Source organism: Alishewanella agri BL06 (assembly GCF_000272005.1).
GTDB classification, from domain to species: domain Bacteria; phylum Pseudomonadota; class Gammaproteobacteria; order Enterobacterales; family Alteromonadaceae; genus Alishewanella; species Alishewanella agri.
The window spans coordinates 22,600-41,337 of record NZ_AKKU01000011.1; the positions used below are offsets into that span (position 1 = coordinate 22,600).

16 protein-coding genes are annotated in these 18,738 nt (G+C 42.7%); all 16 read right to left on the reverse strand.

The genetic code is table 11. The features are described 5' to 3' along the window. Positions 1-76 precede the first annotated feature (76 nt). The 16 genes from AGRI_RS04640 to AGRI_RS04715 all read right to left on the reverse strand — a co-directional run bounded on the left by AGRI_RS04640 (position 77) and on the right by AGRI_RS04715 (position 18,674). Complete coding sequence (locus AGRI_RS04640) at positions 77-2,056, reverse strand: nucleoside-diphosphate sugar epimerase/dehydratase (RefSeq protein WP_008983842.1); 1,980 nt, start codon at positions 2,054-2,056, stop codon at positions 77-79. A 121-nt stretch (positions 2,057-2,177) separates the two neighbouring features. After that, the gene (galU, locus tag AGRI_RS04645) at positions 2,178-3,080 is read right to left on the reverse strand and encodes a UTP--glucose-1-phosphate uridylyltransferase GalU (RefSeq protein ID WP_008983843.1); all 903 of its coding nucleotides are present in this window, start codon (positions 3,078-3,080) and stop codon (positions 2,178-2,180) included. 25 nt (positions 3,081-3,105) lie between these two features. Continuing rightward, positions 3,106-4,113, reverse strand: coding sequence for an NAD-dependent epimerase (locus AGRI_RS04650; RefSeq protein ID WP_008983844.1), 1,008 nt, complete (start codon positions 4,111-4,113; stop codon positions 3,106-3,108). Positions 4,114-4,122: 9 nt separating this feature from the next. Continuing rightward, the gene (locus tag AGRI_RS04655) at positions 4,123-5,466 is read right to left on the reverse strand and encodes a UDP-glucose dehydrogenase family protein (RefSeq protein WP_008983845.1); all 1,344 of its coding nucleotides are present in this window, start codon (positions 5,464-5,466) and stop codon (positions 4,123-4,125) included. Next, a complete protein-coding gene (locus AGRI_RS04660; protein ID WP_008983846.1) occupies positions 5,463-5,942 on the reverse strand; it encodes a hypothetical protein in 480 nt (159 codons plus the stop codon). The genes AGRI_RS04655 and AGRI_RS04660 overlap by 4 nt, the downstream gene beginning before the upstream one ends. Continuing rightward, complete coding sequence (locus tag AGRI_RS04665; protein ID WP_008983847.1) at positions 5,939-6,241, reverse strand: nucleotidyltransferase domain-containing protein; 303 nt, start codon at positions 6,239-6,241, stop codon at positions 5,939-5,941. The genes AGRI_RS04660 and AGRI_RS04665 overlap by 4 nt, the downstream gene beginning before the upstream one ends. 35 nt (positions 6,242-6,276) lie before the next feature. Beyond that, positions 6,277-7,683, reverse strand: a complete 1,407-nt coding sequence (locus AGRI_RS04670) for an MBL fold metallo-hydrolase RNA specificity domain-containing protein (protein ID WP_040291460.1) — start codon at positions 7,681-7,683, stop codon at positions 6,277-6,279. Between the two features lie 45 nt (positions 7,684-7,728). After that, positions 7,729-9,072 carry a phosphoglucosamine mutase gene (gene glmM, locus AGRI_RS04675; RefSeq protein ID WP_008983849.1) on the reverse strand — a complete coding sequence of 448 codons (1,344 nt, stop codon included), beginning with the start codon at positions 9,070-9,072 and terminating at the stop codon, positions 7,729-7,731. A 5-nt stretch (positions 9,073-9,077) separates the two neighbouring features. Then, positions 9,078-9,632 (reverse strand): sugar transferase, encoded by a 555-nt coding sequence (locus tag AGRI_RS04680; protein ID WP_008983850.1) that lies wholly within the window; start codon positions 9,630-9,632, stop codon positions 9,078-9,080. Between the two features lie 64 nt (positions 9,633-9,696). After that, positions 9,697-10,638: a UDP-glucose 4-epimerase family protein gene (locus tag AGRI_RS04685; RefSeq protein WP_008983851.1), complete on the reverse strand. Its 942-nt coding sequence runs from the start codon at positions 10,636-10,638 to the stop codon at positions 9,697-9,699. Between the two features lies 1 nt (position 10,639). Then, positions 10,640-11,761 (reverse strand): glycosyltransferase family 4 protein, encoded by a 1,122-nt coding sequence (locus AGRI_RS04690; protein ID WP_008983852.1) that lies wholly within the window; start codon positions 11,759-11,761, stop codon positions 10,640-10,642. Further along, positions 11,758-13,695: an asparagine synthase (glutamine-hydrolyzing) gene (gene asnB / locus AGRI_RS04695; protein ID WP_008983853.1), complete on the reverse strand. Its 1,938-nt coding sequence runs from the start codon at positions 13,693-13,695 to the stop codon at positions 11,758-11,760. Before asnB ends, AGRI_RS04690 begins: the two co-directional genes overlap by 4 nt. A gap of 1 nt (position 13,696) precedes the next feature. Next, positions 13,697-14,821 (reverse strand): glycosyltransferase family 4 protein, encoded by a 1,125-nt coding sequence (locus AGRI_RS04700; protein ID WP_008983854.1) that lies wholly within the window; start codon positions 14,819-14,821, stop codon positions 13,697-13,699. Next, positions 14,790-16,088, reverse strand: coding sequence for a hypothetical protein (locus tag AGRI_RS04705; protein ID WP_008983855.1), 1,299 nt, complete (start codon positions 16,086-16,088; stop codon positions 14,790-14,792). Before AGRI_RS04705 ends, AGRI_RS04700 begins: the two co-directional genes overlap by 32 nt. A 200-nt stretch (positions 16,089-16,288) precedes the next feature. Then, entirely contained in the window at positions 16,289-17,200 is a 912-nt protein-coding gene (locus AGRI_RS16175; RefSeq protein ID WP_008983856.1) for a glycosyltransferase family 2 protein, read from the reverse strand. Beyond that, a complete protein-coding gene (locus AGRI_RS04715; RefSeq protein ID WP_083847135.1) occupies positions 17,193-18,674 on the reverse strand; it encodes an oligosaccharide flippase family protein in 1,482 nt (493 codons plus the stop codon). Before AGRI_RS04715 ends, AGRI_RS16175 begins: the two co-directional genes overlap by 8 nt. Between the last annotated feature and the right edge of the window lie 64 nt (positions 18,675-18,738).

Here is an 18,738-nt window from a genome sequence, read left to right on the forward strand (position 1 = left end):
AATTGTTAAAAGGTTACAGTAAAACAGGTTGCTCCGCAACCAAATACAACTGACAAAAATTCAACTATCGCCAAAATCAGGCAATCTGCTGCTTGGGTTTGGATGAAACTACAGTTAAACCAGCAACAGTATCAAGTTTAGCGACGTCATTTAACTGCTTGGCTGTTAACAGAGCACAAGCAGCGTTAACCACTAAATCGCTGGTTGCATTAGTATAATAAAATTCTGTAGGTGCACTACGAATAATTTCTATTATTTCTTCTACAGCAAAAAATTTACAGGCTTTGTCCAATCGTTGCAACAAATGTTCCATCTCGGGCCAAGTCAAATAAACTTCATCAGCAGCCATAATACGGCTATGCTCTGTTTGCCGTACATTATTTCCGATCAGTAACTCTTCGTACAACTTTTCTCCAGGCCGCAAACCAGTGTATTTAATTTCAATATCGCCATTTGGATGCTCATCATCCCGCACTTCTAAACCCATTAAATGAATCATACGACGGGCCAGATCCGCAATACGCACAGGCTCTCCCATATCTAACACAAAAACATCGCCGCCTTTGCCCATCGCACCGGCTTGCAACACCAACTGCGCCGCTTCGGGTATAGTCATAAAGTAACGGATAATATCTTTGTGAGTTACGGTAACAGGCCCCCCCTTACGAATTTGCTCCCGAAACAGCGGTACTACTGAGCCAGAGGAACCTAACACATTACCAAAACGTACCATGCAAAAACGTGTCTTGCTTTGGTATTGCGCCAAAGCTTGCAATACTAGTTCAGCCAGTCGTTTAGATGCTCCCATTACGTTAGTAGGGCGTACCGCTTTATCCGTAGAAATAAGCACAAAGGTGTCAACACCGGCTTTTATTGCGGCCTCAGCTGCATACCAAGTACCAAATACATTATTGCGAACACCCTCAACAACATTGTATTCGACCAAAGGTACATGTTTATAAGCAGCCGCATGATAGACAGTATTTACTCCAAAGGCACGCATAACACTTTCCATACGACTTTGCCGCTGAACAGTGCCCATTACCGGTATCAGGTTAATCTCCAGACCCTCGGAACTAATTGTCGATTTAAGTTCCTGCTCAATGGCATACAGAGCATATTCCGACAACTCAAATAAAACCAGCGTGAGGGGCTCACACCGAATAATTTGCCGACATAATTCTGAGCCAATAGACCCCCCAGCTCCGGTAACCATAACAACCTTGCCTTTGATGTTGGCATGTAATAATTTTTTTTTCGGTGCTACCGGGTCGCGACCTAACAAGTCTTCAATTTTAACATCTTGCAACTCATCAATGCGCATACTGCCGTTAACTAAATCACTCATACCAGGAATTGATAACACCGGAACCGGTAATTCTTCGAGTCGATCTAATACTTCGCGACGGCGAGAGCGACTGGCTGAAGGCATCGCCAACAAAATACGGCCGATATTACGCTGTTTAACAATACCCGCGATATTATCAGGGCTACTGACCGGAATACCCAAAATGGTAGAACGCTGTAAGGTAGTATCATCATCTACAAACATCACCGGATGATACTGTTCGCCGTTAATCAATGCCTGTGCCAATTGCCGGCCAGATGAACCGGCACCATAAATAAGTACGCGGGTTTTGTGGTTGTTATTATTGGGTCTTAGCAATAACCGTGCGCCCAAACGCACCCCACCTGATGTAACCAACGCCAACAAAGCGTACACCACCACCATATTGGTTTTGTCGTGCACACCTAATACCGCAAACATTAGCGCCAGAATAACGCCACTACCCATAATGCCAAAAATAACAGCACCCAAGGCGTGCTGCCCAACATAGCGAATTACCGCGCGATACAAACCCAGCTTAGTAAAAATCAGTAAGGTTAACGGCAGCGTTACGGCAAACGCCAGCACCATAAATTGAAATTGGCTAATATCACCATTTTGGGTAAGCACAAAAGACAACAGCAACGACATGGTTAAAAACAATGAATCTATTACTACTGAAATTATGCGCTTAGCCGAACGCGGCAGCGCCAGCAACCATGCAAGCATTTTTCTACTCCATCGTACCGGTTTCAGTTACCGGCACCAAACATAACAATTTAGCGTGCAAGTATAGCAGCAAAGCAAGGCTATTTCATTACCCGCAACTCAACACTCAACACTCAACACTCTAATCCCCCAGCTGTTTTACCAACCACTCCTTAAAAGCCGAACCTAAATTCTTATCGCGTATTCCAAACTCAACAAAAGCCTGCATATACCCCAGCTTATTACCGCAATCATGGCTGCGACCTTTTATTTGGTACGCATTAACTTGTTGCTGATCCAATAACATGGCAATCGCATCAGTTAGTTGAATTTCATCTCCCGCACCTATTGGCGTACGTTTAAGGCACGGCCAAATATCCTTGCTAAACACATAGCGACCCACTACCGCTAAATTGGATGGAGCTTGCTCAACTGTCGGTTTTTCGACAATCTCTGTCATTTTAACCGAGTCACCCGGGGCTAACTCCACGCCAGCCACATCAGCAATACCATAATTACTCACGTTTTGCTTCGGAACAGGCTCAACCATTACCTGACTTACTTGTGACTCTGTAAACAATTTGACCATTTCGGCTAAATTATCTTGTTTTAAGTCACAGTCATAACTATCAACTATCACATCGGGCAATAACACGGCAAAAGGGGCATCGCCAACCAGCGGCAAAGCACACAACACAGCGTGACCAAGCCCCTTAGCCTCACCCTGGCGGACATGCATAATGGTTACGTCTTTCGGGCAAATATTTTGCACTTCATCCAATAACTGGCGCTTTACCCGCTTTTCCAGCATAGATTCCAGTTCAAAACTTTTATCAAAATGGTTCTCAATGCTATTTTTAGATGAGTGCGTAACCAGCACAATTTCTTTTATGCCTGCCGCAATACACTCTTGCACCACATACTGAATAAGAGGTTTATCCACAACCGGCAGCATTTCTTTTGGAATAGCTTTAGTAGCAGGCAACATCCTGGTTCCCAAACCTGCTACAGGAATCACCGCTTTACGCACAACATTATTTGCCATTATCAATCCTTGCTTTATTCAACATTCAACATTCAACACTATAATACCCTCGATACCAGTCCACAAACCGCTGCATCCCCTCCTCAATCGGAGTTGCCGGTTTAAAGCCTACCGCAGCTTGTAAATCATCAATATCGGCATAGGTCGCCGGTACATCCCCAGCCTGCATGGGTAAAAATTCTTTTACCGCTGTTTTACCCGTGGCCTTTTCAATGGCTTCAATAAAGGTCATTAACTTAACTGGCTGGTTGTTGCCTATGTTAAACACCTTGTAAGGCGCAAAACTACTGCTGGCATCACTACCATCCCAATCAGCATGTGGCTTAGGCGGTAACGCCTGAATACGCACTACACCTTCAACAATATCATCGATATAAGTAAAATCGCGGAGCATCTGGCCATGGTTAAACACCTTAATTGGCTCGCCGGCTAAAATGGCTTTTGTAAATAAAAACGGCGCCATATCAGGGCGTCCCCAAGGGCCGTACACCGTAAAGAAGCGTAACCCTGTAGTCGGAATACCATATAAGTGGCTATATGAATGGGCAATTAACTCGTTGGCTTTTTTAGTAGCGGCATAAAGGGAAACCGGGTGGTCTACCCGGTCGCCGGTACTAAAGGGCATTTTACTGTTCATGCCATAAACCGAACTGGATGAGGCATAAACTAAATGCTCAACTTTATGCTGGCGACAGCCCTCTAAAATAGTCAAAGTACCAATCAGGTTGCTGTCGGCATAGGCCATCGGGTTTTGCAGCGAATACCGCACCCCTGCCTGAGCGCCGAGGTGAATAACCCGCTGAAACTGCTCGCTCGCAAACAAGGCGGCAATACCATCACGATCGGCCAAATCTAACTGCACGAAACGAAAACCTGGTTGCTTCTGAAGCTGTGACAGCCGATCACGCTTAAGTTGTACCGGATAATAATCATTAAGATTATCAAGGCCTACAACTTGATAACCGAGTGCCAACAAACGTTGGCAAACATAAAAGCCAATAAAACCTGCCGCTCCGGTAACCAGAAATTTCATAGCGGTTCCCTACGCCGGATTCCGAACAGAATCACCACGACCGATAGCATAGTAGGTAAAACCACGGAGCGCTAAGCGCTTTGGTTCGTACAGATTACGGCCATCAAAAATTACCGGTTGCTTTAATTGCGCTTTAATCAGCTCAAAATCGGGGGCGCGGAATTGTTGCCACTCAGTACAAATCACCAGCGCATCAGCACCTTTTAACGCGGCCTCTTTGGTGCCAACCAGCGTTAAATCATCGCGAACGCCATAGATACGCTGCGTTTCTTCCATCGCTTCCGGATCATAAGCCTGAACTTTAGCCCCCGCGTGCCACATTTCTTCCATTAATACGCGGCTACTGGCTTCCCGCATATCATCAGTGTTTGGTTTAAAGCTAAGGCCCCAGATTGCGATAGTTTTACCGGCGAGATCGCCTGCAAAATGCTGTTTAAGTAATTCTGGCAATTTAAATTTCTGTTTGTTGTTAACCGCTTCAACCGCCTGCAACACCCTTGGTGTATAGCCCATTTGTTCAGATGAGCGAATCAATGCCTGCACATCTTTAGGGAAACAAGAGCCACCATAGCCACAACCCGGATAAATAAAGTGGTAACCAATACGGGGGTCTGAACCTATGCCTTTTCGCACTGCCTCGATATCCGCGCCAAGTAATTCGGCGAGATTCGCCATTTCATTCATAAAAGAGATTTTTGTCGCCAGCATGCAGTTGGCGGCGTACTTGGTGAGTTCGGCCGAACGCACATCCATAAAAATCATCTTATCGTGATTACGGTTGAACGGCTCGTATAGCTCCCGCATGAGATCTTTTGGTCGATCATCATAAGTGCCAACGATAATCCGATCCGGACGCATACAGTCATTTACTGCTGCACCTTCTTTTAAAAATTCGGGGTTAGAAACCACGTCAAAATTAATGGCTTGCTCACGCTGCGCCAGCACTGAAGCAATGGTTGCTTTGACTTTGTCGGCCGTACCGACAGGTACCGTGGATTTATCGATAATTACTTTCGGCGCCTGCATATAAGTGGCAATCGTTCTGGCAACCGCCAACACATACTGCAAATCGGCAGAGCCATCTTCATCAGGTGGTGTACCCACTGCAATAAACTGCACTTCACCATGCTCTACACCAGCCTGCGCATCCGTCGTAAAATTCAGGTAACCACTGGCAAAATGCTTTTCAACAAGGGGCGTAAGACCAGGCTCATAAATAGGGATGATGCCTTTCTTCAGATTCTCAACCCGATCTGCATTCACATCGACACAAAGCACCTGATGCCCCACCTCGGCCAACACCGCCGCCTGCACCAGACCAACATAACCAATACCGAATACTGTGACTTTCATAAAGCTCCCTTTAAAACACCATACCTTGCAGAAAAATGAATGACATGATCAAGTACTTTTAACAACTCTTCTGCCATAACAAAAGCTCTATTAAGTAAGGTACTTTGAATTTCAGGATCGTCGGGGTAGTCGTGTGCAAATTGGTTGCGCATTTCCCTAAGTTTTAGCCACTGATCAACTGAACTCAGCGCACCAATTTTCTCAAGTCTGTTCAATTTATCTATAAAGGTGTTAAGTTCACCTTCTTCATGAGTCAATTCAAGCACCGCTGGTAAAAGCTTAGCGCCCATTACATCCTGCAATTTAGAAAAGCGCACAATAAATTGATCAAATATTGCCAGTTCGATCTCGGTCAGTTGCGCCAGACTATCGGCCGTAAAAGGTTTTTTTTCAGCTAAATGCGACATGGACCAGCGCAAACGCTCAGCATGTACTTTACATACATCAATTATTCCCTGAAAAACAGCCTTATTCATAACGGAACACCCGTCTCTTTAGCAATTTTATAAATGGGTAATACTGTTCCGGCTTTACGGTTAACCACAAGATCGATTTTTTGATCACCCAGAGCACGGTGAAGATCAACAAGAGCATTGAGCTTAGCCTCAACGATCTCGTCGACAGAACAGATTTCCGGTTCAATGTAGAGATCAATATCACCACCTCTGGCGTTATCATCGACCCTTGAACCAAACAAACGTAACTCAGAGTTCTGACCAAAATGCTTTAACAACACTTGCCTGATAATTTGCTGTTGTGGTTCAGTTAGCCGCATAGCAATACCCCTCAACACTCAACATTCAAAACCCATCATTCCGCAATCACCACTTTATCCGCATAAGCAGCCAAAGCAGTTTGCAGAGCTTTCTTCGCATCGACATCACCATGCACAATCCGCACTTGCTTTGGCCGTTTGCGCATACCTTTTATAAAGCGAGTTAACCCTTGCTGGTCGGCATGGGCAGAATAGCCGCTTAATGTTAACACTTCTGCCTTAATATCAATACGCTGGCCGTCAATATTAACATAACCACCTCGCGGGCCATATTGCTGGATCGCCGCACCAAGCGTACCACGCGCTTGATAACCTACAAATACTACCTGATGCACCGGGTCACCCAGCATAGCCTTCAGATAATTTACCACTCTGCCACCCTCACACATACCACTGGCGGCAATAACGATAGCCGGTTTACGGGTACTGCTAAGTAAATTTACCGCAGCCAAATGTTCTGCGTGGCTATCAATAGTATACAGCTGGCTAAAATTTAGCGGGTGGCGACCTTCCTGCAAGCGTTTTAGTGCTTCGTCATCCCAGCATGCGGCCAGTTGTTGGTAAGCCACATTAAATTTAGCGGCCAAAGGTGAATCTACAATGACGGTCAGCTCATCCCAGCCTAAATGCTGGTGAATTTTTTTGCCACGTAACCGATGAATTAACGTTTCCAGCTCGTATAGCAACTCCTGAGTACGGCCGATGCTAAAAGCCGGAAACAACACAGTGCCGTTATCCTGCAACGAATGCAGCAATGCTTGCTCTAAGCGCTTAATCCTATCCCGCCGGTTATCGTGCAACTTATCACCATAGGTACTTTCAATTACCACAATATCAGCAGCATAAGGCGGTTTTGGTGCGGGTAATAAGGGGGAATATGGCGCCCCCAGATCACCGGAAAACACCGTTAAAAAAGGTTTGCCGGCAACCCAATGTTTAATTTCAACATAGGCAGAGCCCAGAATATGCCCGGCTTTTTTTAGCCTGAAGTGTGCCTTAATACCGTTAAAAGCAGGGAACTCAACCCAGGCGTTAAACTTACAGGGCACAATCTGGCGGGCAATGGTACGCAAAAAGCCGTTAATCAGCTGCTCGTCGCGCGTTACCCCAACTTTAAGTGCATCTTCCAGTACTAAAGGTAACAAATGAGCTGAGGCTTCAGAGCAAAAAATAGGGCCGGTAAAACCGGCCGCCAGCAAATAAGGAATTCTTCCGACATGATCGATATGGACATGGGTAACAATAAGAGCGCGGATATGAGAGATGGGAAAGTTGATTGCAAGATTAGCTTTGCTGCCGCTGCCCTGCTCGTCCCCCTGAAATAAGCCGCAGTCGATTAGCACGGCGTAGTCTGGTGTTATCAAATACTCATGGCAGGAACCGGTAACACCGTCGACTGCTCCGTGATGAATTATACGAGGTGAGCAAGTAAACTTTGACATCCTTGTCTCCGCTTTATTACAAAAAAGTTAAAACACAATAATAGTTCAACTTTTAACAGCGTAAGCAATCATCTCCGCCATCTGCCGGCAAAGAACAGCATCAGCAGCCTCCACCATTACCCGAATAAGCGGCTCAGTGCCGGATTTTCGTAGTAATACCCGGCCATTGTCGGCTAATTGTTGCTCTGCCGCACTTACTGCTTGTTTAACAGCGTCAGATTGCAGTACTGCAGCGGCCTCACCTTCTACCCGCACGTTAATCAGCACTTGCGGCAGCTTTTGCATACCCAGCTTAAATTCGGCCAGTGGTTTGCCGCTTTGCAGCATCGCAACCAATACCTGTAAAGCCGCTACAATGGCATCGCCGGTGCTTACTTTATCCAGCAATAAAATATGACCGGAGTTCTCGCCGCCAATCACCCAATTATGAGCTTTTAGCTGCTCTAGCACATAGCGGTCGCCTACTTTGGCTCTGACGAAAGGAATATCCAGCGCCTTTAACGCCAGCTCCAATCCCAGGTTAGCCATTTGGGTGCCTACTACACCACCTTGTAAGGTGCCATTTTGTTTAGCAGTGCTGGCCAGCATATACAGAATTTCATCGCCATCGACCACAACACCATTATGGTCAACTAACATAATGCGATCGGCATCACCGTCAAGCGCCAGGCCTAAATGCGCCTGTTGCGCCACAACAGCCGTGGCCAGGCTGTCGAGATGGGTGGCGCCACAATGGGAATTTATATTAATACCATCTGGATGGTCGTGAATGGCTACTACCTCGGCGCCCAGCTCGCGGAATACTGCTGGCGCTACTTTATAGGCAGCACCGTTGGCACAATCCACCACAATTTTCAGTCCGGCCAGGGTTAAGCTATTAGGGAAAGTGCCTTTACAAAACTCAATATAACGGCCAGAGGCATCATCAATACGCCGTGCTTTACCCAGCCTTTCGCTACTGGCGTAATCAATACCATATTGCAAAGCATGCTCCAGCAAGGCCTCTATTTCTGACTCTTGCTGATCGGTAAGCTTGGTACCGCTGTTGGAGAAAAACTTAATGCCGTTATCATAATAGGGATTATGCGAGGCACTAATCACTACCCCGGCATCGGCCCGAAAGGTAGAGGTTAAATAGGCTACCGCCGGCGTAGGCAAAGGGCCGGCCAAAGCAATATTCACCCCAGCAGCCGATAAACCAGCTTCCAATGCTGATTCCAACATATACCCACTGGCACGGGTATCTTTACCAATTAACACTTCTTTGGTGCCAGCTGCGCCAAGCACTTTACCGGCAGCCCAACCTAACTTCATGGCAAAGTCTGCCGTCATCGGAAAGGTACCGACCTTACCGCGTACACCATCGGTACCGAAATATTGGCGTTTCATCCTTGTTACCTCTTAATACGATCACCACTGCCTTTACCAGCAACGGTCATAAAGATATATTTAAAATAATTTGCTAAGGTTAAATTTTCTAACATCTTGGCATCGGTTTCAGCCAGCAGCTCTGGCGTAGACATATCAATTTCATTTACCTGCGCTAAACCCGTAATACCAGGGCGAGCATTAAAAATACCTTTTTTGTCCCGCGCTGCTGTGAGTTCTTCCTGGTTAAATAAACCCGGCCTTGGACCAACTAAGCTCATATCGCCCCAAAATACATTCCAAAGCTGAGGTAATTCATCTAACTTGGTTTTGCGTAAAAAACTACCAAAGGGAGTGATGGCGCTGGCACTAGCAAGATGGCTAGCAACCGAAGCAGTATCTTTTTTCATAGTACGAAACTTAACCAGCGTAAACGGCTTTTTATTACGCCCAACTCTAACTTGCCGGAATATTGGTGAGCCTGTGTCAAACAAACCAATAATGGTTAAAATAACCAGCACAGGAAACCCTACCACTAAGCCACAAAAGGCAAAAATAATATCCAACAACCTAATTAACATATAACCTCAAAAGGAAATAAAAAAGAAATTCAACATTCAACATTCAACATTCAACATTCAACATTCAACATTCAACATTATTAAAGCACCGCCTAATCCCCTCTTCCACCGTAATCGGCGGCTTCCAGCCGAGAGTCTCTTTTGTATGGCTAATATCTACCTGTAAATTGCCACACAACCTATCAACAATAGCTTGCTTACCCGTAAGTTTACCAGCCAGTCTAAACCAACTCTCAGGCACTGGGATAAGTCTGGGAGTTTTTCCATAGGCTCGAACCATTAGCTGTAACAGCTCGGTGGTTGACAGGTCACGGTCATCACTCACTAAAAATGTTTGATTGGCAGCTTTGGGATGATCAATACAAACTTTTATCAGGTCGACCAGATTGCTGAGCGCGACCATACTTCGCTGGTTACGAATAGCTCCTAGGGGCAGCGGCAAGTTCCTTTTTGCGAGACGTAGCATCGCAGCAAAATTTGCTTTTACTCCCGGACCATATACCAGCGGAGGACGAATTATTACAAACTCCATTCCGGTGTCCGAACATAATCTTTTTAAAGCAGCTTCGGCTTCCGCTTTGGAGATCCCGTAAGGATCAGTTGCTTTGCTTAAATCATGCGCAGTAAACGGCTGCTCTGGGAGCGTTGCTTCACCGTTCACTTTAATCGTACTAATAAAAATAAAACGCTTTACGCCGGACGCTGCGGCTTGACGAGCCAGATTAAGAGTTCCGGCAACGTTGACCTCACGGTATGCTGCCAGCGGGTCTGCAGCCGTATCATCCATCACATGTACACGCGCAGCTGCATGAATGACGACCGAAACGCCGGCCAGGCAGTCGGAGTAGTCTTCAGTAGTAGTAAGCTCTTTCTGAAAAAACTGTCCTGGCTGCCCCGCTATGTGACGACGCCCGACGAGTCTTAATTGGCTTCCGGATAGCGCGGCCACCAGGGCCGATCCAACGAAACCAGTGTGACCGGTAATTAAAATTACATCCTTAAGCAATTTAACGCCCCAATAATTCCTGATAAAGCTTCAGATGGATGCCCACTACTGTGTTGATATCAAACTCAGCCTCTGCCAATCGCCGGCCGTTAAGGCCCAGCTTCAGGCGCAAATGCTTATTAACACTCAGTTTTTCGATCGCATCAGCGAGTTGTTCTGCATTTTTGACTTCGACAAGCAAACCCGTTTCGTCAGGAGTAATAGCATCACGACATCCCGGCACATCTGTAGTAATCACTGCTCGCCCACAAGCTGCAGCTTCAATGAGTGATTTCGGTAGCCCCTCGCGATAACTTGGCAGCACAGCAACATGACAGTTAGCGTAGGTTGAATTAACATCTTTAGAATAGCCCCAATACTCGACTAAACCGTCAGAGACCCAACTATCAATTTGTTGCTTAGTAACTGACTTTGGATTTTCATCAGTATCACCAACCAATACCATACGACAATCCAAGCCTCGGGCTTTAAGCAACTTCGCAGCTTCAACAAATTCTAAGACGCCCTTGTCAACTAAAAGTCTGGCAAGTAACAGAAAAACCGGCGCCCCCGCTGGCTCCTCACTAATCACGTAATTATTTAGGTTAACTCCCGAGCCACGGATTGTAACCGCCGCATTTTCTTCAATGATTTTTTGAGAAATAAACAACTGCTTATCTGTATTATTTTGAAAGATAACCCTCGTTGCCGAATTTCTGAGTGCAAAGCGGTACAGTAAACTAATAAAAAAACGCAACAACTTAGCTTTAAAGCCTTCAGCGATGAACACAAAACCCAGACCTGAAATCGATGCCACCCTGGCTACGCGAAAAAAACGCGAAGCGATACCAGCGTACAACACGGGCTTTATAGTAACCATATGAATCAGCGATGGTTTAAGCTTACTAATTAATCTCCATATGGAAAATAACGTTTTGAGCTCTGCAACAATTGAGGTTCCACTTCGCTCTAGCTTTAACTCATGCACTACGAAACCAGAGGATACCAATACATCTGCTTTATCTGTGAACTGACACGCGACGTGAACCTCATAACCCGCCTCTTTTGCTGCAACAGCTATAGGCAAACGATGCGAAACAAAGAACCAATCTACGTTTACGACGAAAAGTATCTTCGCTTTCATTTATGGTACTTCTCGAACCAAGCCTGAAACATTAATATATCCCAAAGTTGGTACTGCCAATTTCTTTTACCGGATTTATGTTCTTGCCACATGCTACTAATTATATTAGCGTCAAAAAATCCCTCCGACACCAGACGTTCATGATTAAGCAAGTTCTCAGCCCACTCCAATAAGGGGCCTCGTAACCAGCTATCCAATGGAACTGCAAAACCCATTTTAGGTCTTTCAATCAATTCCTTAGGAACGTACTTGTAAAGAATCTGTCGAAGGCACCATTTGGATTGGCCACTTTTTAATTTAATCGATAGAGGCGTTTTCCAGGCTAACTCAAAAACGTTGTGATCTAAAAATGGCACCCTGGTCTCAAGAGATACCGCCATTGCAGATCGGTCAACTTTTACAAGAATATCGTCAGGAAGGTAAGTTACGGTGTCCAAAGCCATCATTTGTAATATTGGATCGTCAACCACAATTCTTCGTTCTGGGTCAGTCAGTGCGGTAAGCGGTTCCTTACTACCTAAAACTACCTCTTGAGGGCTCTGCCAGTGAGAAACGAGTCGTAAATATAGTTCGTTAATGTCTTTTGACGTAATCACTGCAGCAGCTTTGTGTAACTTGTCTCCCAAATTACGAAGTGTGTATCTCTTGGGGAGTATTCTTCCAATAAAGTCCCAGGCTTTAACAGGTACTAATAAAAGCAGACGAGAAAGAACCTTACGTAAAAACACCGGGAGTCTATTCAACTTTCCCCATGTATTAGCGGTAAGCATATAACGATTATAGCCACAGAAGAGTTCGTCTCCAGCATCACCGGATAATGAGACTGTGACATGCTGCTTTGCAATTTTCGATACTAAATAAGTGGGAATTTGAGAAGAGTCTGAGAATGGTTCGTCAAAAATTGCCGGGAGTTCAGGGATAACTGCAAGCGCATCCCGTGCTGTAACGTAAAGCTCTGTATGCTCAGTCCCCAGATGAGTGGCAACTTCTTTAGCAAACTTAGCTTCGTTAAAGCGCTCGTCATCAAAACCAATAGAAAATGTCTTGACAGGTTTATCCGACTGTTTCTGCATTAAAGCTACGATTAAGGAAGAGTCAATTCCACCGGATAGAAATGCTCCTAACGGTACATCAGCGAGCATCTGTCCAGAAACGGCTTTTGACAGACACTTCTCAATTTCATCCAATTGCGCTGTAACGTCACCTTCTGATTGGTTTGCAAGAGCATTTAAAATTACGTCTCTAGCAGACCAATACTCCTCGTAAGTGCTGCCAGCATCGCCTCTAAATGACACTATTGTGCCCGGCAGTAATTTAAAAACACCTTTATAAATTGAATAAGGTGCCGGTATGTAGTTGTGCCGAAGTAACAAAGCGATTGAATCACGCTCAATTTCTGCAGAAAACTCTGGATGCTCGCGCAACGAACTCAGTTGTGAACCAAAGATTAGTGAACCTTGATTTAAACAATAGTAAAGTGGTTTCTCGCCAAAACGATCTCTGGCTAAATAAAGTTCCTTGCGTTGACTATCCCAAAGTGATAGCGCAAACATACCCGTCGCTTTTTGCAGGGTGAGCTTGAGCCCCCATCTTTCGATTGCGACTAACAGAGTCTCAGTATCTGAATGACCAGACCAACTAACTGCAACTGTTTGCTCGAGCTCGCGTCTTAACTCGTTATGATTATAAATTTCACCATTAAATGCGATCACATATCTGCCGCTCTGTGAACGCATTGGTTGATGCCCAGCTTCGGAAAGATCCACGATAGCCAAACGGCGATGAGTAAAACCTATAGCATCAGCCGCATCAAAAAAGATTCCCGAGCTGTCAGGGCCCCTAGTGATGATTACATCACCCATCCGATGAAGTAACGCTTCATTGTCAGCAACTGTTGTTCTTCCAAATGACCAATATCCAGCAAAACCACACATATTAAGAATCCGAGACTAAAGATTTATATAAATTCATGTATTTAACAACTACACTATCAAAGCTGTACTCATTTATCATTCTGGCTCTTGCCATACAACCTAACTCAATACGCTTCTCATGAGAATAATCCAACATTGTACTGAGTGCCTTTGCAATACTTTCTGGTTCAAAACCGTCGACAACGATACCTGTGCTACCTAGAATTCGCTCAGCATCACCTGCTCGTGTAGCAACACAGGGTATTTGATGCATCATTGCTTCCCCAAGCACATTAGGGAACCCCTCGGTTCTGGAATGTAAACAAAAAACATCCATAAGCGCATAGTGTCTGCCAACATTTGATTGCTCCCCGAGCAATATAAAATTTGAGGGAAAACCTGTAGACTCAATCAACTGAACAAGCTCAATATTTCCAGTATCATTCCCCCGACCAACCATAATAAACTTTAGATTACTATATCGTTCCAGCAACAAACCTGCAGCTTTAACAAAAAGATCCTGCCCTTTGTCTGAACTAAAGCGCCCAACAGAGCCGATAACTTTTTCGCCGGGTTTAATATTAAGCTCTGTTAAAAATTTTTTCCTATCTTCAAAATCTACAACATTAGGTGGTATTGCAAATCCATTACCAATAACAACAAACTTACTTCTTGAATAACCCAACTGGCGGTGGAACTCCAAAGAAGCTTCAGCCACGCAGACAATTCTTTTTGGTATTACGTAAGACAAGCCAGATAAAAAAAATCGGACAACAGCTGTCGCATAAGAGCCCTTTTTTAATCGGGTTGTTCGAATACTCCATATTACATTTTTTATACCTGCCATCCTAGCTGCAATACCGCCAATCAGATCAGCATGATATAGCCATGTGTGAACTATATCAGGATCTTCTTCTCTAAAAAATTTTGATAATTTATATAGTACTATTGGAAGTCTAAACAAGTTATTCACGGGAAGGGAAATGACTTCGACACCGGATTTAATAAGCTCTTCACCCACAACTCCAATTTCGTTTAACACTATAACTTTAGCATTAACACGGTATTTATTGTTAAGGAGAAGTTTCTTTAAGGTGATCTCAGCTCCACCTAAATCAAGACTTGTAATCACGTGATAAATCCGCATGGCGTTCTCTAGTTAAAAACTGGTTTACATAATAAAAACAGACTAGAAGTATAATAACTCTGCCTAGATAATTTTGATAAATGAAAGGCTCTTTAACTTCCGAGAGGAACAAAAGAATGAGGAATAAATTCCAATAAAACTTACCAAAAAAAATTAATCTTGACACTTTAAAAAATAAAAAATAAAAGAATAAAAAATAAATCACAACAGATAAAATAATACCAACTGCCGATATAGACTTGAGATAACCTGAATCGCTTCGATAAAATTGACAATTTTCAAAGCATCCGAATCCAAAAAGCAAATATGCAGGATGTTCAGGAAAAACTAGCATTTCAAATAAATCGTTTGTTGATCCTGTTTCAAAGCCTTCACCCGAAAAAAAATTATAAAATAACTCTAAGGCAAATGGCAAAATCGACGACAATTCATTATAGAAAGCCGAAAAAGATGAAATAAGTACAAAACACAATATTATTAAAACCAGATAAAAACCTGTTCTAAATCTAAGCAGCTCTGCAATAAGCCAATATGAAAACATTACTAAACTTAAAATAAGCCCTGTCCGAGCCACGAAGAACTGAGCAAATATGATAACTACAATATAAGCAAGACAAATGCTAGAGCTTAGTAATTTTGCTTTATTACAAATAATTGCGCACATGACCGAAAAAGCAAGAAAAATTGACAAACTTGCACCACCGGCAGCAGCGATACCTCTTAACCGCCAGTCAACATTCAAGTAATCAATGTTTGATCGTTCCTGATGGTAAAGAAACGATTCTACAAACAATCTTAACTCAGAAATAAAAAAAGAAGCTATTATAATAATAGAATTGAATAATGCAATGTAAAGAACGATTTTAAAAATATTATTAATATCAAAAAACTGCTTAAGTAAAAAAACGCAAAAAACAAAGCAAAAAAGCGTACAAACCAAAATGTTAATCAAAATAATTGAAAAATAAAAAAGACCACCTGAAAGGCCAGCAACAATTTCAATAAAAGATGCATATATCAAAAAAAACAAAATAAAAAAAATTACAGTCAAAGATTCGCGAGAAACCAAAACATTACAAGACGTAAGAGGGTATTTGATAAATGCTAAAAAAAACCCAAGAATCAGCGCAAAATAAGCAACAGGCAACCGAACCGAGTAAACACTAAATGTAGTATTAAGTATATAAAAAAGCAAAACAAAAAATACAATTACAGCACTAAACACCGCAGTAGAATCATTACTTTTAAGGCTGTTTATATATGGCATTACTCAACCAATCAGTTAATAAATCGAGAATATTTTAAGCTATAGAATAACGGTTAGTAAACAAAAAATTAAAAAATAAAATTCAAAATTTCAAATTGTTATGTGATAAATGCGATTAAGAATTTTAGAAAATTAGACAGACAAACCTTGCAAATGGAAAACCTTTTAACAGAGAAAGAAAAAGTAAATATAAAAAATATTCAATCATCATATTCCAAACGGGGAACAATCAACTTTCGTGAACTAACAAATACTGAATAAACTCTTCTAGGGGACACTAAAGAAAAGCTTTTCAGACACAAGATAAAGAAATCAAATGAACTTGACCTAAAATTCTTTATGTCATAAAAAAAATTAAGAAGCGAAAAAATAAATATTTCCTTCCGCTTCGACGGGAACATTTTTAAAAAAGTTAAAGCGTGCGCCGCATATAATTTCTTAATTTTAACGCTAGAACTTACTGTTATCGCACCTTTAGCAGACACTCTATACTCTATATACACTTTGTCGAGTATCATTCCTTTACCTAAGGATAGATATTCCCATGTATAATACAAATCAAGTAATTTCAGACTACTATCCTTCGTTTTCCTACAGACTTTTCGATACATTATACTGCTGTGGTTAGCAACTGCCCCTAGTTGCAAACTAGACTCAAAAGTTATAATACCATCTTCAAACATTGAATAATCATATTTCTCACCAGGGTAAAAACCGCCAGAGTCGTTAAAGAAATTAGCTCTGGTCCAACACACACTGAAATCTGGGTTAGTGTCCATAAAGTCACTTTGGGCTTGCAGTTTTCCGGGTAACCAACGATCATCTCCATCAAGATGACACACATATTCTCCCGTTGCTAGATTATGAGTCTCTATAAAATTTTTAAAGGCACCAATGTTATTTTCCCTGGGCACTAGCTTCAAAAAACTATATTTCTTCGTGTAGTGCTCTATAATTTTAGCAGTGCCATCAGTAGAGCAATCATCGCTAATAATGACTTCAAAATCGAAATTAGTCTTTTGTGAAACAACACTGTCTAAACATTCCGCAATATACTGAGATTGATTATAAGTTACGATACAAACCGAAACCTTAGGCTTAAAACTACTCATTAATACCTACAATAGCTTTCAACTTCCTTCTAAACTCGTTTAAACTCAACGCTGTTAGAAAGAAAATGGTTATCGATATAAGACTCAATTCAATGAACATTGTTGTCCTTGATTCGCTATTCGCCGAAAATGTAAATAACAACGCCAAGGCAGCTGGGACAGCTAATACTTTAAAGACATCGAAAGCCAGCCATGAGAAATGGAATTTTTCCAAATATTTGTTATGAACAATGCCAGTCCAAAAAAGAAAATACACTGCATTTGTAATTACCCATGCAATGCCAGCACCAGTCATACCAAAGTTTTTTGTAAAGAAATATAACAGCGGCAGCAAACAGCTAACAAATAGTAAACTTCCCAGAACATGTAACTTGAGATTCCCTAACGCATATTGTAGATAATATGGGAAAGCGGCTATTACTAGCATTAAATATCCAGCAGCATACAATTTAAGCGTTGAAGACGCCGTCGTTGCAATATGTAAATCTGCAGTCCATACAAAAAGAATTTTTTCTGCAAAAGCAATTAATATAATACCTGAGCAACCCGCTAACAGGCAAACAAGGCGTGTTGCGGAGCTATAAATTTTTAGCAATTCGTCTCTTTTACCTTCGGCTTCGAGTCTTGCCATTCTCGGCATTATCGCACCACTAATGGGTCCTGCAATCATCATTATTCCGTTAGCGACAAGAACAGCAAGCGTAAAATAGCCATAGTGCTCAAGTGTCAATAGTTTTGACATAATAAGCTTGTCGGTTTGGGTGACGATCACCCACAAGCCTGAGGTTAGGGCAATACTCATCGAAAATGAAATAATCGGTGCTAGAGGCTTTAGAGACCAAGAAAGACTTTCTGATAATTTTTTGGGCAACCTGGGAGTTTGCGATAATGCTTTTAAAAGTAGTGCAACAAATTCTGTTATCGCTACTAGCAATTGATATGCAAAGAAAACTGTAACATTCGCACCAAAAAACCACATTACTGGAAATACTAATAGAAATCTCATTGTGGCGATAATAATATTAAAGCCGCCAAGCCAGACTAGTAGCTCTCCGCCTATTACCACACCTCTGTATAATCCCGTCATCCATCTCAAAGCAGTACAAACCGCCATAATCTTTATGGCAATGACAACTTCGGAAGGATTGAGATTCTCGATACTTAGCCAATTACTGGCAATACTCTCTGATAGATAGTAAAGTGCCCCGCCCCCCAACACCGCTATCGATGAGAAAATCAGATTCATTGTCCGAAACAACTGAGTGTAAATTAATTCACTTAGAACTCCCGCGCGATATCTTGCTGTCTCACGGCTTATTGTTGGGGTGAGCCCTAGATCAAGAAGGCCAAAAATCGCCTGCAGCATCGCAAAGAAACCGATAAGGCCATAAGCTTCAGCACCGAGCCACGTTATGTAAAAAGGTAATATCATTATCCCCAGCAAAACAACATATGCCTGACTGATATATGACACAAATATATTTTTATTTAGAGATATTGATTTCAAGAATTTATACTAGTTAGGTTACTGTGCTTTA